Source organism: Mesorhizobium sp. WSM4935, from assembly GCF_029625735.1.
Classification (GTDB): domain Bacteria; phylum Pseudomonadota; class Alphaproteobacteria; order Rhizobiales; family Rhizobiaceae; genus Mesorhizobium.
This window is the reverse complement of sequence record NZ_JARTVR010000004.1, coordinates 553,138-570,644: the sequence shown is the minus strand read 5'-3', so window position 1 is coordinate 570,644 and position 17,507 is coordinate 553,138. Positions and strand designations below refer to the sequence as shown.

Genomic DNA, 17,507 nt, shown 5'->3' with positions numbered 1-17,507 from the left:
GCTGTCTGTCCTGCGTGGATCGTCATTCGGATGCAGCCTGCGTCCACGATTGCGACGGGCCGTCGATCATCGCGACGCGGCCACCGTCGCCGCTGTCCATGTAGATGCCGAAGCGCTTGTCCTGCCGTTCGCGGGCATAGCGGCGCAGCATGGCGCGCAGTTCGTGGGTGGCGATCTGGTCATAGGGCAGCGCGTCGACGGGAAAGAAGGCATGGTTGTCCGGCAGCGTGGCTTGCCTGCCGTCGCGGCTCAGTTCGGCGCGATAGATCAGATAACCTGGGTCGCTGTCGGCGACATCGAACACCGAATAAAGGAAGGTGTTTTCCGGGACGAGGCTCAGCGCCTCGCCGCCGTCCAGCACCAGTCTGCTGTCCGCCTTGCGGCGCCGCCCCGTCGGCAGCACGAAGCCGCCCTTACCGTCGCTTCGTAGAAGGATGCGGTTCCCCGCTTCGACCAGATAGCCGATGATCATGTCCTGCGAGGCGAGCCAACCGGCAGGCAGCGGATCCTTCACGCTGGCGTAGCGGCCGCGGCAAAAGCCGAGCGGCGCCGACGGGCTGGTCCCGAAGGCTTGCACCTGACCGATCAGGATGATGTGGTCGCCGGCCTCGACGCGGTTGTGGACGGTGCAGTCGAACCAAGTCAGGCTGTCGGTGAGGACCGGTGCGCCGGTATGGGCGCGGTCATGGTTCACCGACTGGAACTTGTCCGCCGCCTTCGAGGCGAACACCGACGATACATCGGCCTGCCCCTCATGCAGGAAATTGACCGCGAAGGACTGCGCCTCGTTGAAGGCCGGAAAGCTCGCCGCCGACTTGCCGACGCAGACTAGCAGCAGCGGCGGGTCGAGCGAGACGGAGGTGAAGGAATTGGCGGTCATGCCGCGCGGATTGCCGTCGCCGTCGCGCGTGGTGATGACGGTCACACCGGTGAGGAAGGTGCCGAAGGCACGACGCAAGGCGATCGGGTCGATCGTCCTTTGTGCCATCGCATCCGCCATTGTCTTCCTCCACATCGTTGGACGGAAGCTAGGCAGGAGCCGGCGCCCATTCTTCCTCCGATCTGTAGGAAAGGTTCACGACGCGCTGCTGCCGACCCGAGCAAGCGGAAGCGCGGCGTGCCCGTGCCTGACACGCGATCTGACATAATGGCAGCAATGTTCGGATGGAGCAGTTCTAGGGGAAGGCCGGCACGCGGCTGTCGATAATGCCGCTGAGGCGAATCGCCAGCTCGACCGCGAAGCGCTGTTCGGGTGTGTCGAGGTTGATGCCGAACAATTCCTCCATGCGCGACAGACGGTAGCGCAAGGTGGTGACGTGCAGTCCGATTGCGTCGGCGCAGGCCTGGCTGCGGCAGCCTTCGCGCAGATACGCAAACAGCGTATCCAGATAGGGCGTGCCGTGCTCGCGATCATGCGCGATGAGCGCGCCGACGCTCTTGTCGACGAAGTTGCGCACGTCGGGCACGTCGGCGGCGGCGACCAGCATCGGCAGCGGACCAAAATCCTGGCCGGCGAAGACGCCGGTGCGCCCGAAGGAGCGGCCGATGCGGATCATACGGCGGCAGCGTTCCCATGCGGTCGGGTAATCGGCCAGCGCGGCGCACGTCTCGGAAACCAGCACCGCCGGCTCGCGCTTGAAATAGCGGCCAAGCTCTGCGGCGATCTTGTTCGGCAGCTTACCCACTCGCAGGCCATCCTGCGCCGCATCGTCCGCGACCAAACAGACGAGACCACCCTCGACGGCGATGACAGCGCCCCCCAGACCCGCCTGTTCCAGCAGCCGGACCAATGCATGGTGGGGATCTGCAAGACCGCCGCTGCCGTCCTTGGCCTCGTCGGCATAGTCGACGACGATCAGTCTATGCGGCGTCGTCAGGTTGACCCCCAAACGACGGGCGCGATTGACGATATCGGCCTCCTCGCGCCAGCGGCGCTCGACGACTTCCAGGAAGAGCTCGGTCAGCGATCTGGTCTCGAAGCGGAAGCGCACGAAGCTGCGCATCATCTGTACGCTGAGCGCGAATTTGGCGCTGTCGAGCAGCATCTGGTCGAGCTGGCCGGACTGCTGCGGCGTCGGGAAAATCATCAGCGCGCCAACCACTTCGTCGTCGATGGTCAGCGGCTCGATGCGCACCGAAAGCTTCAGCCGGTGCTTGCCGTCGTCGACGAACAGCGTCTCGTTCTGGCGCGCCTCCGAGGCGCCGCGCGCGACCTTGACGATCTGCCGGTTGAGCGCGCCGCCGACGGCCTGTTGCCAGGCCGCGGCGTCGAAATGCGCTTCGCTCGGCGAGCGGCCGGCGACGACCAGATTGGCATGGAAATCGATGACCACGACCGGACTGGGCAGCAGCTCGCCGACCTTGTCGGCGAGCGCGGCCACCGATCCTTCCGACAGGGCCTGTTGCAGAAGCGAGGTGTGTGCAGCCAGGGCGCGCTGCAGGCGCTCGCCGGCCTGCTTTTCCTGGCGCAGGCGGTGCTGCTTCTCCACCGCGATCTCGCCCAGATGCACGATCATGCCGATGAAGGCGATATCCTCGGCGCTCACTTCGGTGATCTCGCGCGAGACCACGGTCAGCACCATCGGCCGGCCGGCCTCGTCGACGCAGTTCATCGGCATGACGAGCACGCTGCGGTAGTCGCGCTCGAACGCCTCGCGGCGATAGCCCGGAAACTCCTCGGATACCCGCGCGTCCCTGATATAGACAGGCTCGTTGCGGTTGAGCGCCACGATCGAGGGACTGGTCGCGAGTTCCCAGCGGTCCGGCAAGGTGCGCTGGATGAGCGTCGGGTCATGCCGCACGATGACATAGGCGTGGCCATGCGGCGCATCGATGCTCATGATCGAGCCTAGCGTCCATTTGGCATGGCGGCAGGCTGCCAGCACGAGATCGCGCAGCACCGACTGGAGATCGCCACCCGAATTGATGAGGCTGGCGGCGTCCCGCAAAGAGAGAATTTGCGACTGGTGGTCCACGCCCGGTCTTCTGCCTCGCGAAGGGCCTACTAAGCCGTCGCGGATGTACCAACGCTACACTGCTTCCAAGCGGGGTGCACGCAGATTCTTCCTACGAACCGGAGGAATACCTGGTCGACGGGGCTGACTAGGCTGGGCTTCCATCAACAGGGCTCGAAATCATGGAATTGCGAAAAGTCTGCACCTTCATCGAGGAAGTGCATATCGAAGGCGGCAAACCGGGCGCGAGGCCGATAACCTCGATCGTCGTCGCCGCCGTGCTGCGCAATCCATGGGCGGGGCGCGGCTTCGTCGAGAACCTGCGGCCCGAGATCGTGGCCATCGCGCCCCGGCTTGGCCACGAACTGACGCGGCGCCTGCTCGAGCTCACGCCCGCGGAGCGCATCGAGAGCTACGGCAAAGCCGCGGCCGTCGGCGTCGCCGGCGAGATCGAGCACGCCTCGGCCATGATCCACACGCTGCGCTTCGGCAATGTGTTTCGCGACGCCGTCGGCGGCACGACCTATCTCGAGTTCTGCAACACGCGCAACGCGCCGGGCGCGCTGCTGTCACTGCCGATGATGCACAAGAGCGAGAACGGCCGCCGCTCGCATTTCATCACTGCAAACTTTCAGATCGCTGATGGACCGGCCGCGGACGAGATCGTCGTGGCTATCGGCGCGGCGGACGGCGGACGGGTCCATCCGCGCATAGCGGACCGTTTCCAGGACATGAAGGAGATCGAGCAGGAAGCCGCGACGTAATGCTTTGCGCGACATCCTTTGCGTTGTCGTCGATGACGTCCGCTTTCAAGAATACTCACAGCTGACCTCAACGGCCGACACGCGGCCCATGCGGTCATTCGCGGCTGTGTAACAAACTGCGTAACACGTCACAAAAGATAATAGTTCACTGCGATCGATGCTCGACCGCCGTGGACACGAAAATCGAACGCTTGCGAGCGCGCCTTCGGCGCCAACACTGCCGCGCATCCGCTTGTCAGCGATCCACGCCCAAAAACTCGGCTGCGCTGCTGATCTCAATGGGGCCCCTTGAGAAAGTCGAGCTTCGCGAAGCCCTAAGCACCCCGGACGTTGCGGGTGCTTTAAGCCTTTCTTTCCTTTTCGACCGTTAGCTTGGCATGGAACGTCGCAGGTATTCCGTTCATGTCAGTGCATGCATTCCCACTCAGCCGGGAGCTTCCCACCATTCGTATCGTGGCCGGCGCGATCGCTCGGCTCCCGAGCGACGAAGCGGCCCAGCTCTGGCGGGAAACTGCCTCCCATCTGCTTTCCGTCGCAATCGAACGCGGGCAGAACGCCAACGATGCGCGCGATGAAGTGCGTCGCTTCTTCGACGCCGTTCAGTCGGCTCTGCCCAGCGAGCTGTCGTTGTAGGCAATGCCGAGACTACCGAGTGGAATTCTAAGTGGGCTTATGGCCGGCGGGGAACGTCCGATAAACCAATAAAGTTCCTCGGGTGTGCCGATCAAGCCGCTCGCTCGGCAGAGCGGCTGCGAACGTCCGCCTTACCAAGGTGACGGCGAAGCAGCCGGATGTTGCGATTGTTGGCCTTGAAAACACATCGAAGATTGAGCCCAGAATGGGGACGCTACCGACAAGCGTATCGAGCAATACGTTCCCCAACATCCTGGCGACCAAGAAATTGCGGCACCGCAGCTTCGGGCACGCAACACGATATAGGCCGACACGATGCCAGTGGCTGCGTCTCCGAGTATGGGCACCAGCCCCACCAACGCATCCAGACCGAACAAATTAGTTCCGGGAATGCGCCAGCGTGAGTCGAGCAAGGCTGCCAAGAAATCCAATTCCGCAACGACGCTGGCTACCTTGCCGCCCTAGCGACTCTGGCGAGGTATCCTACCGGCAGACCCCGTCGGGGCCAGCATACTCGGCTGACGTATGGCCGCCGTTCTAGACATCGTTTTGCCTGGTCGATCTAGCTTGCGTGCCGTTCGGAGGCACGTCGTCGAGCAGGGGAAAAGTTGAGCTCAGGTCGACGCGCCGATATCCCTGTCGGCACCTGGGTAAGCGCCGTGCTCTCGGGTTAGACCTTCTCCTCAAAACCATCCAGCTTCCGCCAGTCAAAGCTGACACCAATGCCTGGTTCGTCCGGGGCGACTGCGAGCCCATCCAGCAACCTGAGCGGGCGAGTGGTATACTGGTCGATGTCGAAACTGTGCGCCTCCACCCAACCAGCGTTTGGTTGGCCCGCGACCAAACTGACATGGAGTTCCTGCATGCCGTGGCTGCACACCGGAACTCCAGCCTTGCGGGAAAGCTCGGCCACCCGCGACCAACCTGTTATGCCGCCACAGTTCGAGGCGTCCGGTTGGATGTAGGACAGCTTCGACCATGCGAAGGCATGCTCGAACTCCTCGATCACATGCAAGTTCTCGCCCATGGCCAGCGGCACGCCCGTCGCCTCGGCAATGGCAGCGTAGCCCTGGTAATCGTCCGGGATGATAGGCTCCTCGAACCATAGCAGATCGTAAGGCGCGAATGCTTTCGCCGCCTCGATCGCCCGATGAATGTCGAGCGCATAATTGGCGTCCACCATGAAGGGGGTGTGCGGCCCGATGCGCTCGCGGATGGCCTTTACTCGGGCGACATCCTCTGCGAGGTCATCTTTGCCGACCTTGATCTTCACGGCTTTGAACCCGGCGGCGAGATAGGAGTCGATGCTCGCCTGCAACTGATCGAGGGAGAAGTTCAGGTCGATGCCACCGCGATATACCTTGGCTGTCTTGTTCGCGCCGCCGGCCATCTGCCAGAGTGGCCGGCCCATGCGCCGGCCCTGCAGGTCCCAGAGCGCTATGTCGAGGGCAGAAACTGCAAAGGACGCGATGCCGCCGCGCCCGACGTAATGGATGTGCCATAACATCCCATCATAGAGCGCCTCGATCTCCGTCGCGTCCCGTCCTTTCAGGAACGGCGCCAGGTCGTGCACGATCATGGCTCCGATCGCATGCCCCCCTTTGCCGCCAGTGTAGGTGTAGCCAGTTCCTTCACTGCCGTCGGCCAGCCTGAGGCTTGCTGTCACGAGCTCGAAATGCGTGTGGGCGCCATGCTTGGCGTCGGTCATCACTTCACGCAGCGGCACCCGAAAAAGCCGAACCTTCACGTCCGTGATCACTGTATCGCCCATTGCGAGACTCTCGTCCCTTCACCTATTTCGTCCTACCATAATTGCACTCTGGAGCGCGGACCGCAACCAGGCGAAGCCGATTTCGCCTATTTTGGTCCGATGATAATTCGCCGGACCTTGTGCTTTGGTCCGATCTGCGCATTAATGGTTGGGTGAAAAGTGGAGGACGGCTTGCTAAGCACACCACAACATTCCGGAACGCGGGCCACGAGCGGAGCTGCTCGCGCCGCAGACGCCATGGTGGCCGGAATCGAAGCGGATATCGCCTCCGGCAAGCTCGGCGACGGCAGCTTCCTGCCAGCTGAGCGCGAATTGATGGCCGAGTACGGCGTTGGCCGCGGCGTGGTGCGTGAAGCAGTCGCTCGCCTGGCAAGCCGCGGTCTTGTCGAAGCGCGTCCACGCTTTCGCCCGGTGGTGCGCCGGCCGGGGCTGGACGCGGCGCTCGGCGCTTTGGAAGGTGTTGTCGGCCACCTGCTAAACGATCAGGCAGGAGTAAAGAACCTCTACGACACCCGGGTCTTTCTTGAAGCCGCTCTTGCCCGCAACGCCGCCATCCACGCGCGCAAGGACGACGTGGCCACGCTCAGATCAGCGCTCGAGATGAATGAGGCGGCGATACCGGATTCGGAAAAATTCTATGCAACCGACGTAGGATTCCACGCCGTGCTCTACCAGATCACGCGCAATCCGGTGATGCCCGCCGTGCACAAGGCCTTCACTGCCTGGCTGTCACCGCATTGGATGCGCATGCCCCGGTCACCCGAGCGCAACCGGATCAATTTCCTGAGCCACCGCGAAATCTGTATGGCCATCATCGATCGAGACCCAGACGGCGCAGAGCGCGCACTGCTCAATCATCTTTCCGCGGCTTGGGAATATGTCCGTGGGACATTTGAAATGTCTTGAGGGCCGGCGGGAGGGCCGGTGAGAATGACCCAGACTTACGATCATATCGTGGTGGGCGGCGGAGCAGCGGGTTGCGTGGTCGCGGCGCGGTTGGTGAAAGCGGGACGGCGGGTCCTGCTTCTCGAAGCTGGGCATTCGCACCACCACCCGCTGCTCGATATGCCGCCGGGCATCTTCAAGATGATCAATGGCTCGAAGTTCATGCGCTATTACCGCACCGAGCCGCAGCAGCATCTGGAAGGCCGCCAACACGAAATCTCCCAGGGCAACGTGCTGGGCGGCGGCACCTCGGTCAATGCCCAAGTCTATATGCGCGGCCGCGCCTCGGACTACGACGAATGGGATGAGCTGCTGCGCGGCAACAATGCCGGCATCCGCTGGAATTGGCAGGCTGTGCTGCCCCACTTCACGGGCATGGAAGGCAACAACCGCCTCGGCGGCGACTTGCATGGCAGCGAAGGACCGTTGCTCGTCTCCGACCCCGGTCACATTGATGACGTTTCGCGGTGGTTCGTGCAGGCGGTGCAACGGCTCGGACTGCCCTACAATCATGACTTCAACGGGCCGTCGCAACGCGGAGTGGGCTTCTATCAGTTCATGAACCGGCGCGGGAAGCGCAGCAGCGCCGCCTATGCCTTTATCGAGCCATTGGCGAAGGATCCAAGGCTGACGCTGAGGCTGAATTCTGCCGCGAGACGGTTGCTGATCCAAAGCGAGCGCGCAAAGGGTGTAATCTACACTGACCAATCAGGAACCGAACACCAGGCCTATGCGGATGGCGACGTGATCGTCTCGTCTGGCGCACTGGTGTCGCCGAAACTCCTGATGCTGTCAGGTATTGGCCCGGCTGACGAACTTGCCAAACATGACATTGCCTGCATCGCCGACCTTCCAGGCGTAGGCCAGAACCTGATCGACCATCCGGAAGTGCCGATCATTGCCACGACAAACGGGCCCTACGGCTACTTTAAGCAGGGCCAGGGTTGGCGGATGATCAAGAACGGCTTGCATTTCAAGCTGTTCGGCGCCGGGACGATCCTGTCCGCAGGGGTCGAGGCAGGAGCTTTTGTCAATCCTTCCGATCCGGATGGCGAACCGACGATCCAGGCGTTTTGCGTACCGCATGTCTACCTGGACCGCGATATCCTCACCCTGGTGGAGAATACCTACGGCCTCACGGTGACGACCGTGGTTGTCAAGCCGAAGTCCCGTGGCTTTGTGAAGCTGCGTTCGGCAGATCCAGATGACATGCCGGTCGTCTCTCCGCACCTGCTCAAACACCAAGACGACATGAAGGAGATGATTGCCGGCCAGCGCTATTTCATGAAGGCATTCCACGCGAAGCCTCTGGCGGACCGCATCAAGGCTGTAGCCGTTCCCAGGGAAGACGACCTCAGCGACGAGGCGCTGGAAAAGCACTGCAAGCGTTTTGTCAAAACGAATTACCATCCCGCCGGCACGTGCCGTATGGGTCCGGACAGCGATCGAATGGCCGTCCTGGACGCGGCCATGCGGGTGCGCGGGATAGAGAACTTGCGCGTTGCCGACATGTCAGCCTGTCCCAACATCAACGCCGGCAACACCGCTGCACCCGCCATGATGCTGGGCGATCGCTGCGCCGACTTCATTTTGGAACCGGGCGCAGTGACTCAATCGAGGGAGGCGCCTGCTAGCGAGCTGACCTGGCCCGCATAGGCGAGGAATATTCAACGTCGTCAAAACGCGACAACCAAGGAGGAAAGCATGATCATTACCCGTCGGAAATTGTTGGTAGGCTCCGCCGTCGGCGCGGCCGCTCTTACCCTCGCATCACGTGCCTTCGCCGCGCTGCCGCCGCTTGCCAAGAAAGACAAATACAAGGTTGGCTTCGCCCAGACCGAGAGCAACAATCCATGGCGGTTGGCTGAAACCAAAAGCATGCAGGACGAGGCTGCAAAGCTCGGCCATCAGCTCGTCTATACTGATGCCGCCGGATCCTCGGCCAAGCAGGCTTCCGACGTAAACTCCATGATCGCTCAGGGGGTCGATGCGATTTTCCTGCCTCCGCGCGAGGACAAGCCGCTGGTGCCAGTCATCCTGGCCGCGCGTGATGCCGGCATCCCGGTCTTCCTCATCGACCGCGATGTCGACCACACCATGGCCAAGCCTGGACAGGATTACGTCACCTTCATCGGTTCCGACTTCATCAATGAGGGTAACCGCATTGCCGAATGGGTGGTGAAGAACGCCAATGGAAAATCGAAGATCATCGAGCTGGAAGGCACCACCGGTTCCTCGCCAGCCAACGACCGCAAGAAGGGTTTTGACGACATCATCGCCAAGCACTCGGAGTTCAAGATTGTCGCCTCACAGTCGGGCGACTTCGCCCGCGACAAGGGCCGCCAGGTAGCCGAGACCTTGCTACAGGCGCATCCTGAAGCCGATATCATCTATGCCCATAATGACGAGATGGCACTCGGCGCCATCGCAGCTCTCGAGGCGGCCGGCAAGACGCCGGGAAAAGACGTGCTTATTGTCTCGATCGATGGCGAAAAGGACGGCGTGCAAGCAATCATCGACGGCAAGATCGGCGCCATCTGCGGCTGCAGCCCGCTTTTCGGACCGAAGGCTTTCGCCACGATGGCCGACTATGCAGCCGGGAAGCAAATCCCGCCTTTCATCAAGAACGACGACGACTTCTACGACGGCACCAACGCCAAGGATAAGATTGGTACGGCGTTCTGAGGTCGTCTGGTTAAAACTGCCTCCCCGCCTCGGCGGGGAGGCTTTTCGGAGCTTTGCCAATGACGCGGCCGCCGGACGGGCCCTCCCCGCTGCTTCTCGACATGCGCGACATCCAAAAGCGCTTCGCCGGCATACCCGCGCTGGTGGACGCGTCGCTTTCCGTGCGCTCAGGCGAGGTCCATGCCCTGATAGGCCAGAACGGCGCGGGCAAATCGACGCTGATCAAGGTCTTGACCGGGTACCACCGCAAGGATGCCGGGCAAGTGCTGTTCGAAGGCAAGCCTTTTGAGGTCCACTCGCCCCACCAGGCACAAGTCAACGGCATCAGCACGATCTATCAGGAGATCAATCTGGTCCCGCTGCGTTCGGTGACGGAGAACATTTGCCTGGGCCGGGAAAAGCGCCGCTACGGCCTGCTCGACTGGAATGCCATGCACGCGGAAGCCGAGCGCCTGCTGAGCCGCTTCTCCATTGGCATCGATGTTCGCCGTCCGCTGGGTGAATTGAACACCGCAACACAGCAGATGGTGGCGATCGCCCGGGCCATAGGGTTTTCCGCTCGCCTTGTCATTATGGACGAGCCGACCTCGTCCCTTGATGAACGCGAAGTGGGAGTGCTGTTCAGCGTCATCCGTCAGCTGAAGGCTGAAGGGGTATCGGTTATTTTTGTAAGCCACAAGCTCGATGAGCTGTATGAAGTCTGCGACCAGGTCACGATCATGCGCGACGGCCGCACTGTGCGCAGCGCCGCGATGGAAGAGATCGGCAAGCTGGAACTTGTCGCAGCTATGCTTGGCCGCGATGTCGCGGCTGTCGAGGGGCACGCCACAGCCTTCGGCGAGCGCGACCGCTCTAGGATCGGGGATATGATGTTTTCGGCCCGCAGGCTTAGAGCCGGGCAGGCCGTCCGCGATGTAAGCTTCGACCTCCGGCGCGGCGAGATCGCGGGCTTTGCCGGCCTACTGGGCGCAGGTCGTACAGAAACCGCAAGGCTCGTGTTCGGAGCCGATCGCGCGAACGCCGGCGAGATGACGATGGAAGGCGCTGCCTACAATCCTGAGCGTCCCGCCGACGCTATCGTCGCCGGCATGGGCTTTTGCACCGAGGACCGGAAGAGCGAAGGCATTGTGCCGGAGATGACGGTGGCAGAAAATCTCACCCTTGCGTTGCTCCCGAAAATCAGCCGCAACGGCGTGCTGGACGAGTCGCGCCAGCGCGAAGTCGTCGAGCGGTTCATCCGCGAGCTCGGCATAAAATGTTCCGGGCCCAATCAGAAGGTGCGAGAGCTTTCGGGCGGGAATCAGCAGAAAGTGCTGCTTGCCCGTTGGCTGGCGATGAACCCGAAGCTGCTCATACTCGACGAGCCGACAAGGGGAATCGATGTGGGTGCCAAGGGCGAGATCCAGCGTCTGATCCGCGGACTTGCAGACCAGGGTCTCGGCGTGCTCATGATCTCGTCAGAGCTGGAGGAAGTGATCGAGGGTGCGGATCGCATATTCGTTCTGCGCGACGGTGTCAGCGTGACCGAGTTGGAGGCTGAAGCCGCCAACGAAGAAAAAGTGCTGACCGCAATGGCGCACGGGATAAGCGCTTCCTCGGAGGCCGCGACGTGACCGAGTTGCCGAGATCATACGCGGATCGGGATGCCGTCGCGCGCAGCTTCGATCTCTTCGGTTTTTTGTCGCGCTACGGGACCGTGATCGCGCTGGTTTTGCTGGTTGCGTTCAACCTGGCCTTCACGCGCAATTTCGCGACGATGCAGACGCTGAACGTCAACCTCACTCAGGTCTGCACGATCGTCATCGTAGCCGTCGGAATGACGCTCGTCATAGCCACAGGCGGCATCGATCTCTCCGTCGGATCTCTGATGGCTATTTCGGGTGCGCTGGCACCGATGATATTCATGGGCAAGATCCTTCCGATCGGAAGCATCTACTTGAGCGTGGCTGCCGCGATGATCGTCTCGGTATCGGTGGCTGGGCTATTGGGACTCTTCAATGGCTGGTTGGTCGCCCGCTTCCGCATCCAGCCCATTGTCGCGACACTGGTTCTGTTCATCGCGGGCCGCGGCATCGCTCAGGTGATGACGAATGGGAACCTGCAGACCTTCCGCGTACCGGAATTTCAATGGATCGGCCTTGCCCGACCCTTGGACATCCCGGCGCAAGTCATCATCATGGCTGTCATTGTCGCGGCAGCTGCATGGGCGTTGAAAAAAACGCTGTTCGGGCGATGCATATTGGCAGTCGGCGGTAATGAAAGGGCTTCCGAACTCGCAGGTATTGCCGTCTCAAAGATCAAACTTGCCGTCTATGGCATAAGCGGCCTCTGCGCCGGGCTGGCCGGGCTTATCGTGATTGCAATCAACTCCTCCAGCGACGCGAATCTGGTTGGCCTTGGTATGGAGCTCGACGCCATCGCGGCGGTTGCCGTGGGCGGGACTCTGCTCAGTGGCGGCAAGGCCACCATCGTCGGTAGCCTGCTAGGCGCGCTTACCATTCAACTGGTGCGCTTCACCCTTCTGGCGAACGGGGTGCCTGACGCCGCTGCCCTGGTGGTCAAGGCGGGGATCATCGCCCTCGCCGTGTGGCTGCAGCAGCAGCATCGCGGGTAGCCTATGAATCGCGCCCGCCTGGTCCGCATCATTGGCACCTACGGCGTATTGATTGCGCTGGCTGCGCTCGTTCTGTTCGGGTTCCTGCGTTATGATCGGTTTCTCAGCTTCTACAATGTGATGACTCTCCTGCGCTACAATTCCATGTTCGCGCTGGTGGCGCTTGGCATGTGCTTCGTCATCATGACAGGCGGGATCGATCTTTCAGTGGGCTCCGTCGCTGCCTTGGGCAGCGTAGCGTCGGCATTGGCCAGCCCTTATGGCATCGTGCCGGGTCTCGCGGCGGGAATAGGCGCCGGGCTGGCCGCCGGGCTCATCAATGCGACCCTTGTCACACGCGCTAATCTGATGCCGTTCATAGCAACCCTCGCTACCATGCAGGCTGCGAGTGGCTCGGCCCTCCTGCTCGCGGGCAACCAGACCGTATCGGTTTCCTATGAATCGGGGTTCACTGCCATCGGCCAGGGTAATTTCTGGACGTTTCCGATCCCGGCTGCGATCGCAGTCGTGGCATATCTCATCGGTTCCCTCATCTTGAATTACACCGGCACCGGACGCGCAGTGTTGGCAGTCGGCGGCGGCGAGGACGCTTCTCGCCTCATGGGACTGCGTACCGATCGTGTGAAGTTTTTGGTTTATGTCGCGAGCGGAGGGCTGGCTGGGCTAGCCGGCGTCATCCTTGCCTCGCAGTTCGGAGCGGGACAGCCCATTGAAGGCGTTGGTTGGGAATTGTTCGCCATAGCAGCAGTGGTGGTCGGCGGCACGCTGCTCACCGGCGGCTCGGGCTCGGTTGTGACCACGCTCGCCGGCGTGCTCCTCCTCGGTATCCTTTTCAATGTTCTGAACTTTGAGAATGGAATGGGTTGGATTTCGCTTTCAGCCTACTGGCAATCAGTGATCCGAGGGCTGTTCCTGCTGCTGGTGGTCTTGCTTCAGGCCCGACTGACACGACGACGTCTCGCCGCGCTCTGATCGTCTCGGCCCATCCCAATGGCTGGAGGAAGATGATCTCGGCCGCAAGGACATGCTCCTCGACATAGCGACCGAAGAGCTCAGCCACCTCGAGGTCGCTGGCTCGATCGGGCGGTCGAGGACACCCACTACTACCGGACCCAACGCGTCTATAGCCGACAACGAGGCACGTAATCTCGCGCCGCTGCCCGGCGATGTCGACTTCGCGACCGTCTTCTGGTTGATCCCGTAGCGCTTGGCCAGGGTTCTCAGGCTCTCTTGACTATGTTGTATCGCTCGACCGACCGCCTCTGTCGTCGTGGCGCTCCCATGGAGAACCTGGCCCATAGTGCCTCCTTCGATTCGGAGGACAAGGATGCACCATCAAATTCTGGGATCAAACACCTAGCTCGGCGGTGGCGCATGATGATGATGGTCCTCTCGAGCAGAGTTGAAACCAAACCATGAGGCTGCGAATTGCTCCGATCCCGACCTCGGCAAGCAGAGTAGATGAGCGATCGCGCCAAAGGTGCCATTCCGCAGGAGCCGAGAGGAATATGAATGGTGGGATCGGCTTCTTGAATCCATTTCGGCGAACTGCTTCGTAACCTGTTCGCGAATAAAGATTATGTTAGTCGCTGAGGACGCGAGCAAATCTGTTATTGGCGTTCTCGTGGGCCAAGTCCCCCGTATCATTCTGTGCGGCTTCTCCCAGCGAACCCGTTGTGGTCGGTTCATTGTCCGATGGAGTTCGAGGCCTGATCTCCGGCAGGACTGCGGTCAAATAAGTCCGTTCCGACCCGCAGGCACTCCATGTAGGTTCGGTAAGCAAAACTGCGATCACGCTTCCTGCCGGTCGTTTCCGTGAGAATGCCAACCTCCGTTAGCGTTTCGATCGCCCGCGTGGCCGTCGGCTTACTGGCATCAATCAATTTCATAGTGGAGGCCACCGTGACAATCGGATGCCGGGGCAGCTGCTCAAACAGTCTGATCGCCGAGACGGAAGCAGATTCTGTGTTCAACAATCGCGTCCGATCCGCGTTGACGAGGTTGAACAGCTCACGCGCCGACGCGACCGCTTCATCGGCAATCGTGGCGATCCCGTCGAGAAAGAAGTCGGTCCAGCCTTCCCAGTCCCCCTCCAGCCGGACGCGGTTGAGCCGACGATAATACTCTTCGCGATGACGCTTGAAGAACAGGCTGAGGTAGAGAAGCGGGGCTTTCAGCAAGCGCCAATGCTCCAACAGCAACGCGATCAGCAGTCGTCCGATTCTGCCGTTGCCGTCGAGGTATGGATGGAGGGTTTCAAACTGCACATGCAGCAGACCCGTGCGCACAAGGGCCGGCAGCTTTTCATCGGCGTGTATGTATTTTTCGAACGCGCCAAGAAGTTCGGGGAGTTTGTCGGGCGGCGGTGGCACGTAAGCTGCATCCCCAGGCCGACTTCCCCCAATCCAGTTCTGGCTGCGGCGAACCTCTCCAGGCTGTTTGTTCGAGCCGCGTACGCCACGCATCAGCCGCTTGTGAGCCTCGTTCAGGAGCCGCATTGAAAGAGGAAGGCCGCGCTTTGCTGCGAGTTGCCCGCGCGCATAGGCCAGAGCGTCGAGATAGTTCGTCACTTCCTCGATGTCTGCATTGGCAGCAGGATGCTCTTCGGCCTCGAAAGCAAGGAGGTCGATCAGCGATGCCTGGGTGCCCTCGATCTGGGATGAAAGCACCGCCTCCTTACGCACGAAGGCATAGATGAACCAATCGAGCGACGGCACCATCTCGCCTGCAAGGTCGAGCCGAACGAGCGCCTGCTCGGCTTCGCGGAGGCGATGTTCGAGCTTGTCTTCGATGACCAGCGCCGGGCGCATGGGTGGCAGATCGAAGGGGACGAAGGCATTGACCTTCTCCCCACCGACAATCACGCTCTCATATCGACCTGTCTTACGCATTGGCATCACTGACCCTCGTGAGGCGATGATCCTCAGAGGGAAGGCACGACAATGTTCCCTGCCTCCTTCACTAGGAACGGACACTTTACTATCCGAGACCGGTAGTCAAGGTTTCGTTCTTAGTAGGAGTCACTGAAAACGATTCCTTCCAGAGGGACGTCCCCGCGGTGGCATAGATGGCGTTCATGTCGGGATTGCCGGTGATCAGATTTTCAGCAGCGGCAAGCGCAGTGTCTTGCACATTCTGGCTATCGACCACACCTACGGTTTCAATGCCGTCCTTAGCGTTGATGGCGTCCTCGAAGCCTTTCTGGCGCCCCGTTCTGGATGTAGGAGTTGAGGGCGCCGGCAATGCCGATTCTGGCCTTGCCTTCCCGTATTTGGCCTTAACATAGTCGAGGAAATGCGCACCCATGTCGGCACCGCCTTGGCGTTGTCCACGCCGATCTGCGCATTCTGCGGCGCCTTAGTAGGATAGCGTCGATCGCCACCACGGGATCTTGGCGTCCGCCACCTGATTGACCGCCGCCGTGACGCCGTTGACGTCGATGGCCACGACGATCAGGCCGTTCACCTTCATGGCGCAAGTCCGCATGATCTTGCACGCCGTCTCGCCGATCGTGGCGAGGAAGGTGTGCCGGCACTGCCTCTCCAGCGGTCGCCGCGAAGGTGGCTACTGGCTGGTGGGGCGACGTAGGCAACACGCCGGGCCGCTCGATCTATGTCCGGCTCAAAGACATGCCCAAGGGTCCGGCCGGCAAATCGACCGACGCACCGACCGGCGAACATGGCGATCTCCTCGACGTCATCCGCGAAAGCTGCGGCCTGGTAGACTTCAAGGAAGTCACTGAGGAGGCCCGGACCTTCCTCAGCGTGCCGCCCCCGGAGCGTGAACCCCCTGATCACCAGCGGCAGAGCCCGGCGCCGCACGGTTCCCCCGAAGCGGCTCGTCGCGTGGTTCGCATGTCGCAGCCGATCTACGGCACACTCGTACAGGCGCATTTACGGGAAGGCGGCATTACGGATTTACGCGGAACCGGAAGCCTGCATTTCCACCCCCGCTGCTACTATCGCCCGGACGAGCACTCGCCAACCGAGACCTGGCCGGCGTTGATCGCAGCGGTCACCGACCTCAACGGGAGGATCAGTGGAGCGCATCGCACCTGGCTCGACCCCGCGGCGCCGTGTCAAGGCGCCTCTCGACACACCGCGACGAGCAATGGACGATCTTCTCGGCAACGCGGTTCGCTTTGGCATCGGCCGCGAAGTAACGGCAGCCCGCCAGGGCATCGAGACGGTGCTCTCCGCTCGACAGGTTAGGCGGACATGCCGATGCTGGCGGCGCTCTAGGCAGCCCATCTCGCCGCCAGCGTGGCCTGGGAGATAAGATCGACAAGGTCGACGGCACGCGGATCTTCCGCAAGAACTATCTCTTCCTCAAATTCGTGGCGACCAACCCCGAAGCGTCGCTCAACGAACGCATTCAAGCCGAGCAGGAGATGGCCCCTTTGCGAGAGCAAGGTTGAATATTGGGAGAAGCACCCCCGCTTCGTACTTTCCGCCGCCGTCGAGCAAATTCAGAAATTGAAGGCGCATTTCGGCGTTGATTTTGGCGAGCATAAATACCCGACGATGAAGCCCAAGGGGCTGCGCCGCCCAAGAAGAAACCCTTCGTCGAATACAGGAAGACGAAATGGCGGGCCGAGTTCACTCGCCTTTCGACGCGGCATAGGCCGACCAGCCGTCGGGCGTGTCGGCGATGTAGCGGGTGAACTCCGTTTCGAGCGCGGCGACGGCCTCGTCCTTGCTCTCCGCGCGGCCTCTACCGCCACCATGGCCGCGCCAGCGCCTGTCATAGGTCGAGCACGACCAGAACCACTTGCCCGCACTCGGTCCGTGCCTTTCACCAAGGAGCCGGCCGACGGAATCGGACCCAAAGAAAGTCGGCGAGAAGTCATACGGCTAGGTATTGCCGCCCATCACGGTCCGAGAGCCAGAAGCGCGCGCCGCGATCGCGCACGAAGCGCGCCATCTCGACAATGCTGATGAACCGGCCGAGCACGTCATCACCCTCGAACACCTCACAGGCGCCGTCGACCTCGCGGGCTTTCAGGCGATCGGCCGGCCATAGTCCTCGTGAACCCCTTGCGCCGTGAGGCTCAGCTTCGACTCGCCCGTGGCGATCGTGGCCACAGTTGAGCGGCTGTCATTCGACAGACCGCCGAAGCGCGCCGAGAATCAAAACGCAGG

At 61.6% G+C, this 17,507-nt stretch carries 13 protein-coding genes and 4 pseudogenes; 10 read left to right on the top strand and 7 right to left on the bottom strand.

Annotated elements, in window-relative coordinates; translation table 11 throughout:
* Positions 1-22: 22 nt before the first annotated feature.
* Positions 23-1,000 carry a flavin reductase family protein gene (locus P9273_RS14425; RefSeq protein ID WP_040999720.1) on the bottom strand — a complete coding sequence of 326 codons (978 nt, stop codon included), beginning with the start codon at positions 998-1,000 and terminating at the stop codon, positions 23-25.
* 175 nt (positions 1,001-1,175) lie between these two features.
* A complete protein-coding gene (locus P9273_RS14420) occupies positions 1,176-2,975 on the bottom strand; it encodes a helix-turn-helix domain-containing protein (protein ID WP_040999718.1) in 1,800 nt (599 codons plus the stop codon).
* Positions 2,976-3,136: 161 nt separating this feature from the next.
* Between P9273_RS14420 and P9273_RS14415 the strand changes: the two genes are divergently transcribed.
* Positions 3,137-3,718, top strand: a complete 582-nt coding sequence (locus P9273_RS14415) for an amino acid synthesis family protein (protein WP_040999716.1) — start codon at positions 3,137-3,139, stop codon at positions 3,716-3,718.
* Positions 3,719-4,090: 372 nt separating this feature from the next.
* Positions 4,091-4,351 carry a DUF6074 family protein gene (locus P9273_RS14410; protein ID WP_278049485.1) on the top strand — a complete coding sequence of 87 codons (261 nt, stop codon included), beginning with the start codon at positions 4,091-4,093 and terminating at the stop codon, positions 4,349-4,351.
* Between the two features lie 27 nt (positions 4,352-4,378).
* Here P9273_RS14410 and P9273_RS32350 read toward each other — a convergent pair.
* Positions 4,379-4,728, bottom strand: a pseudogene (locus P9273_RS32350) (DUF4112 domain-containing protein).
* 293 nt (positions 4,729-5,021) lie between these two features.
* On the bottom strand, positions 5,022-6,122 hold the full coding sequence (locus P9273_RS14400; RefSeq protein ID WP_040999712.1) for a mandelate racemase/muconate lactonizing enzyme family protein: 1,101 nt from the start codon (positions 6,120-6,122) through the stop codon (positions 5,022-5,024).
* Positions 6,123-6,359: 237 nt separating this feature from the next.
* Here P9273_RS14400 and P9273_RS14395 point away from each other — a divergent pair, with 237 nt between their 5' ends.
* The 6 genes from P9273_RS14395 to P9273_RS14370 are packed head-to-tail and all read left to right on the top strand — an operon-like array spanning position 6,360 to position 13,338.
* Positions 6,360-7,028, top strand: a complete 669-nt coding sequence (locus P9273_RS14395; RefSeq protein WP_082045176.1) for an FCD domain-containing protein — start codon at positions 6,360-6,362, stop codon at positions 7,026-7,028.
* Positions 7,029-7,052: 24 nt separating this feature from the next.
* A complete protein-coding gene (locus P9273_RS14390) occupies positions 7,053-8,723 on the top strand; it encodes a GMC family oxidoreductase (protein WP_040999710.1) in 1,671 nt (556 codons plus the stop codon).
* 48 nt (positions 8,724-8,771) lie between these two features.
* A complete protein-coding gene (locus tag P9273_RS14385) occupies positions 8,772-9,752 on the top strand; it encodes an ABC transporter substrate-binding protein (protein WP_040999707.1) in 981 nt (326 codons plus the stop codon).
* Positions 9,753-9,811: 59 nt separating this feature from the next.
* Positions 9,812-11,365 carry a sugar ABC transporter ATP-binding protein gene (locus P9273_RS14380; protein WP_040999706.1) on the top strand — a complete coding sequence of 518 codons (1,554 nt, stop codon included), beginning with the start codon at positions 9,812-9,814 and terminating at the stop codon, positions 11,363-11,365.
* Positions 11,366-11,370: 5 nt separating this feature from the next.
* Positions 11,371-12,366, top strand: a complete 996-nt coding sequence (locus P9273_RS14375; protein WP_052458786.1) for an ABC transporter permease — start codon at positions 11,371-11,373, stop codon at positions 12,364-12,366.
* A gap of 3 nt (positions 12,367-12,369) precedes the next feature.
* The gene (locus P9273_RS14370) at positions 12,370-13,338 is read left to right on the top strand and encodes an ABC transporter permease (RefSeq protein WP_040999702.1); all 969 of its coding nucleotides are present in this window, start codon (positions 12,370-12,372) and stop codon (positions 13,336-13,338) included.
* 201 nt (positions 13,339-13,539) lie between these two features.
* On the opposite strand, the pseudogene P9273_RS14360 reads toward P9273_RS14370, so the two are convergent.
* The 3 genes and pseudogenes from P9273_RS14360 to P9273_RS14350 form a co-directional block, all read right to left on the bottom strand.
* Positions 13,540-13,665, bottom strand: a pseudogene (locus P9273_RS14360) (IS481 family transposase); the annotation flags it as partial.
* A gap of 386 nt (positions 13,666-14,051) precedes the next feature.
* Entirely contained in the window at positions 14,052-15,263 is a 1,212-nt protein-coding gene (locus tag P9273_RS14355) for a Fic family protein (RefSeq protein WP_278049483.1), read from the bottom strand.
* A 145-nt stretch (positions 15,264-15,408) separates the two neighbouring features.
* Positions 15,409-15,834, bottom strand: a pseudogene (locus P9273_RS14350) (substrate-binding domain-containing protein); the annotation flags it as partial.
* Positions 15,835-15,849: 15 nt separating this feature from the next.
* Here P9273_RS14350 and P9273_RS14345 point away from each other — a divergent pair.
* Both P9273_RS14345 and P9273_RS14340 read left to right on the top strand, forming a co-directional pair.
* Positions 15,850-16,604: pseudogene (locus P9273_RS14345) on the top strand (DUF7146 domain-containing protein); the annotation flags it as partial.
* Positions 16,605-17,226: 622 nt separating this feature from the next.
* Positions 17,227-17,388, top strand: coding sequence for a hypothetical protein (locus P9273_RS14340; RefSeq protein ID WP_278049482.1), 162 nt, complete (start codon positions 17,227-17,229; stop codon positions 17,386-17,388).
* Positions 17,389-17,507 lie beyond the last annotated feature (119 nt).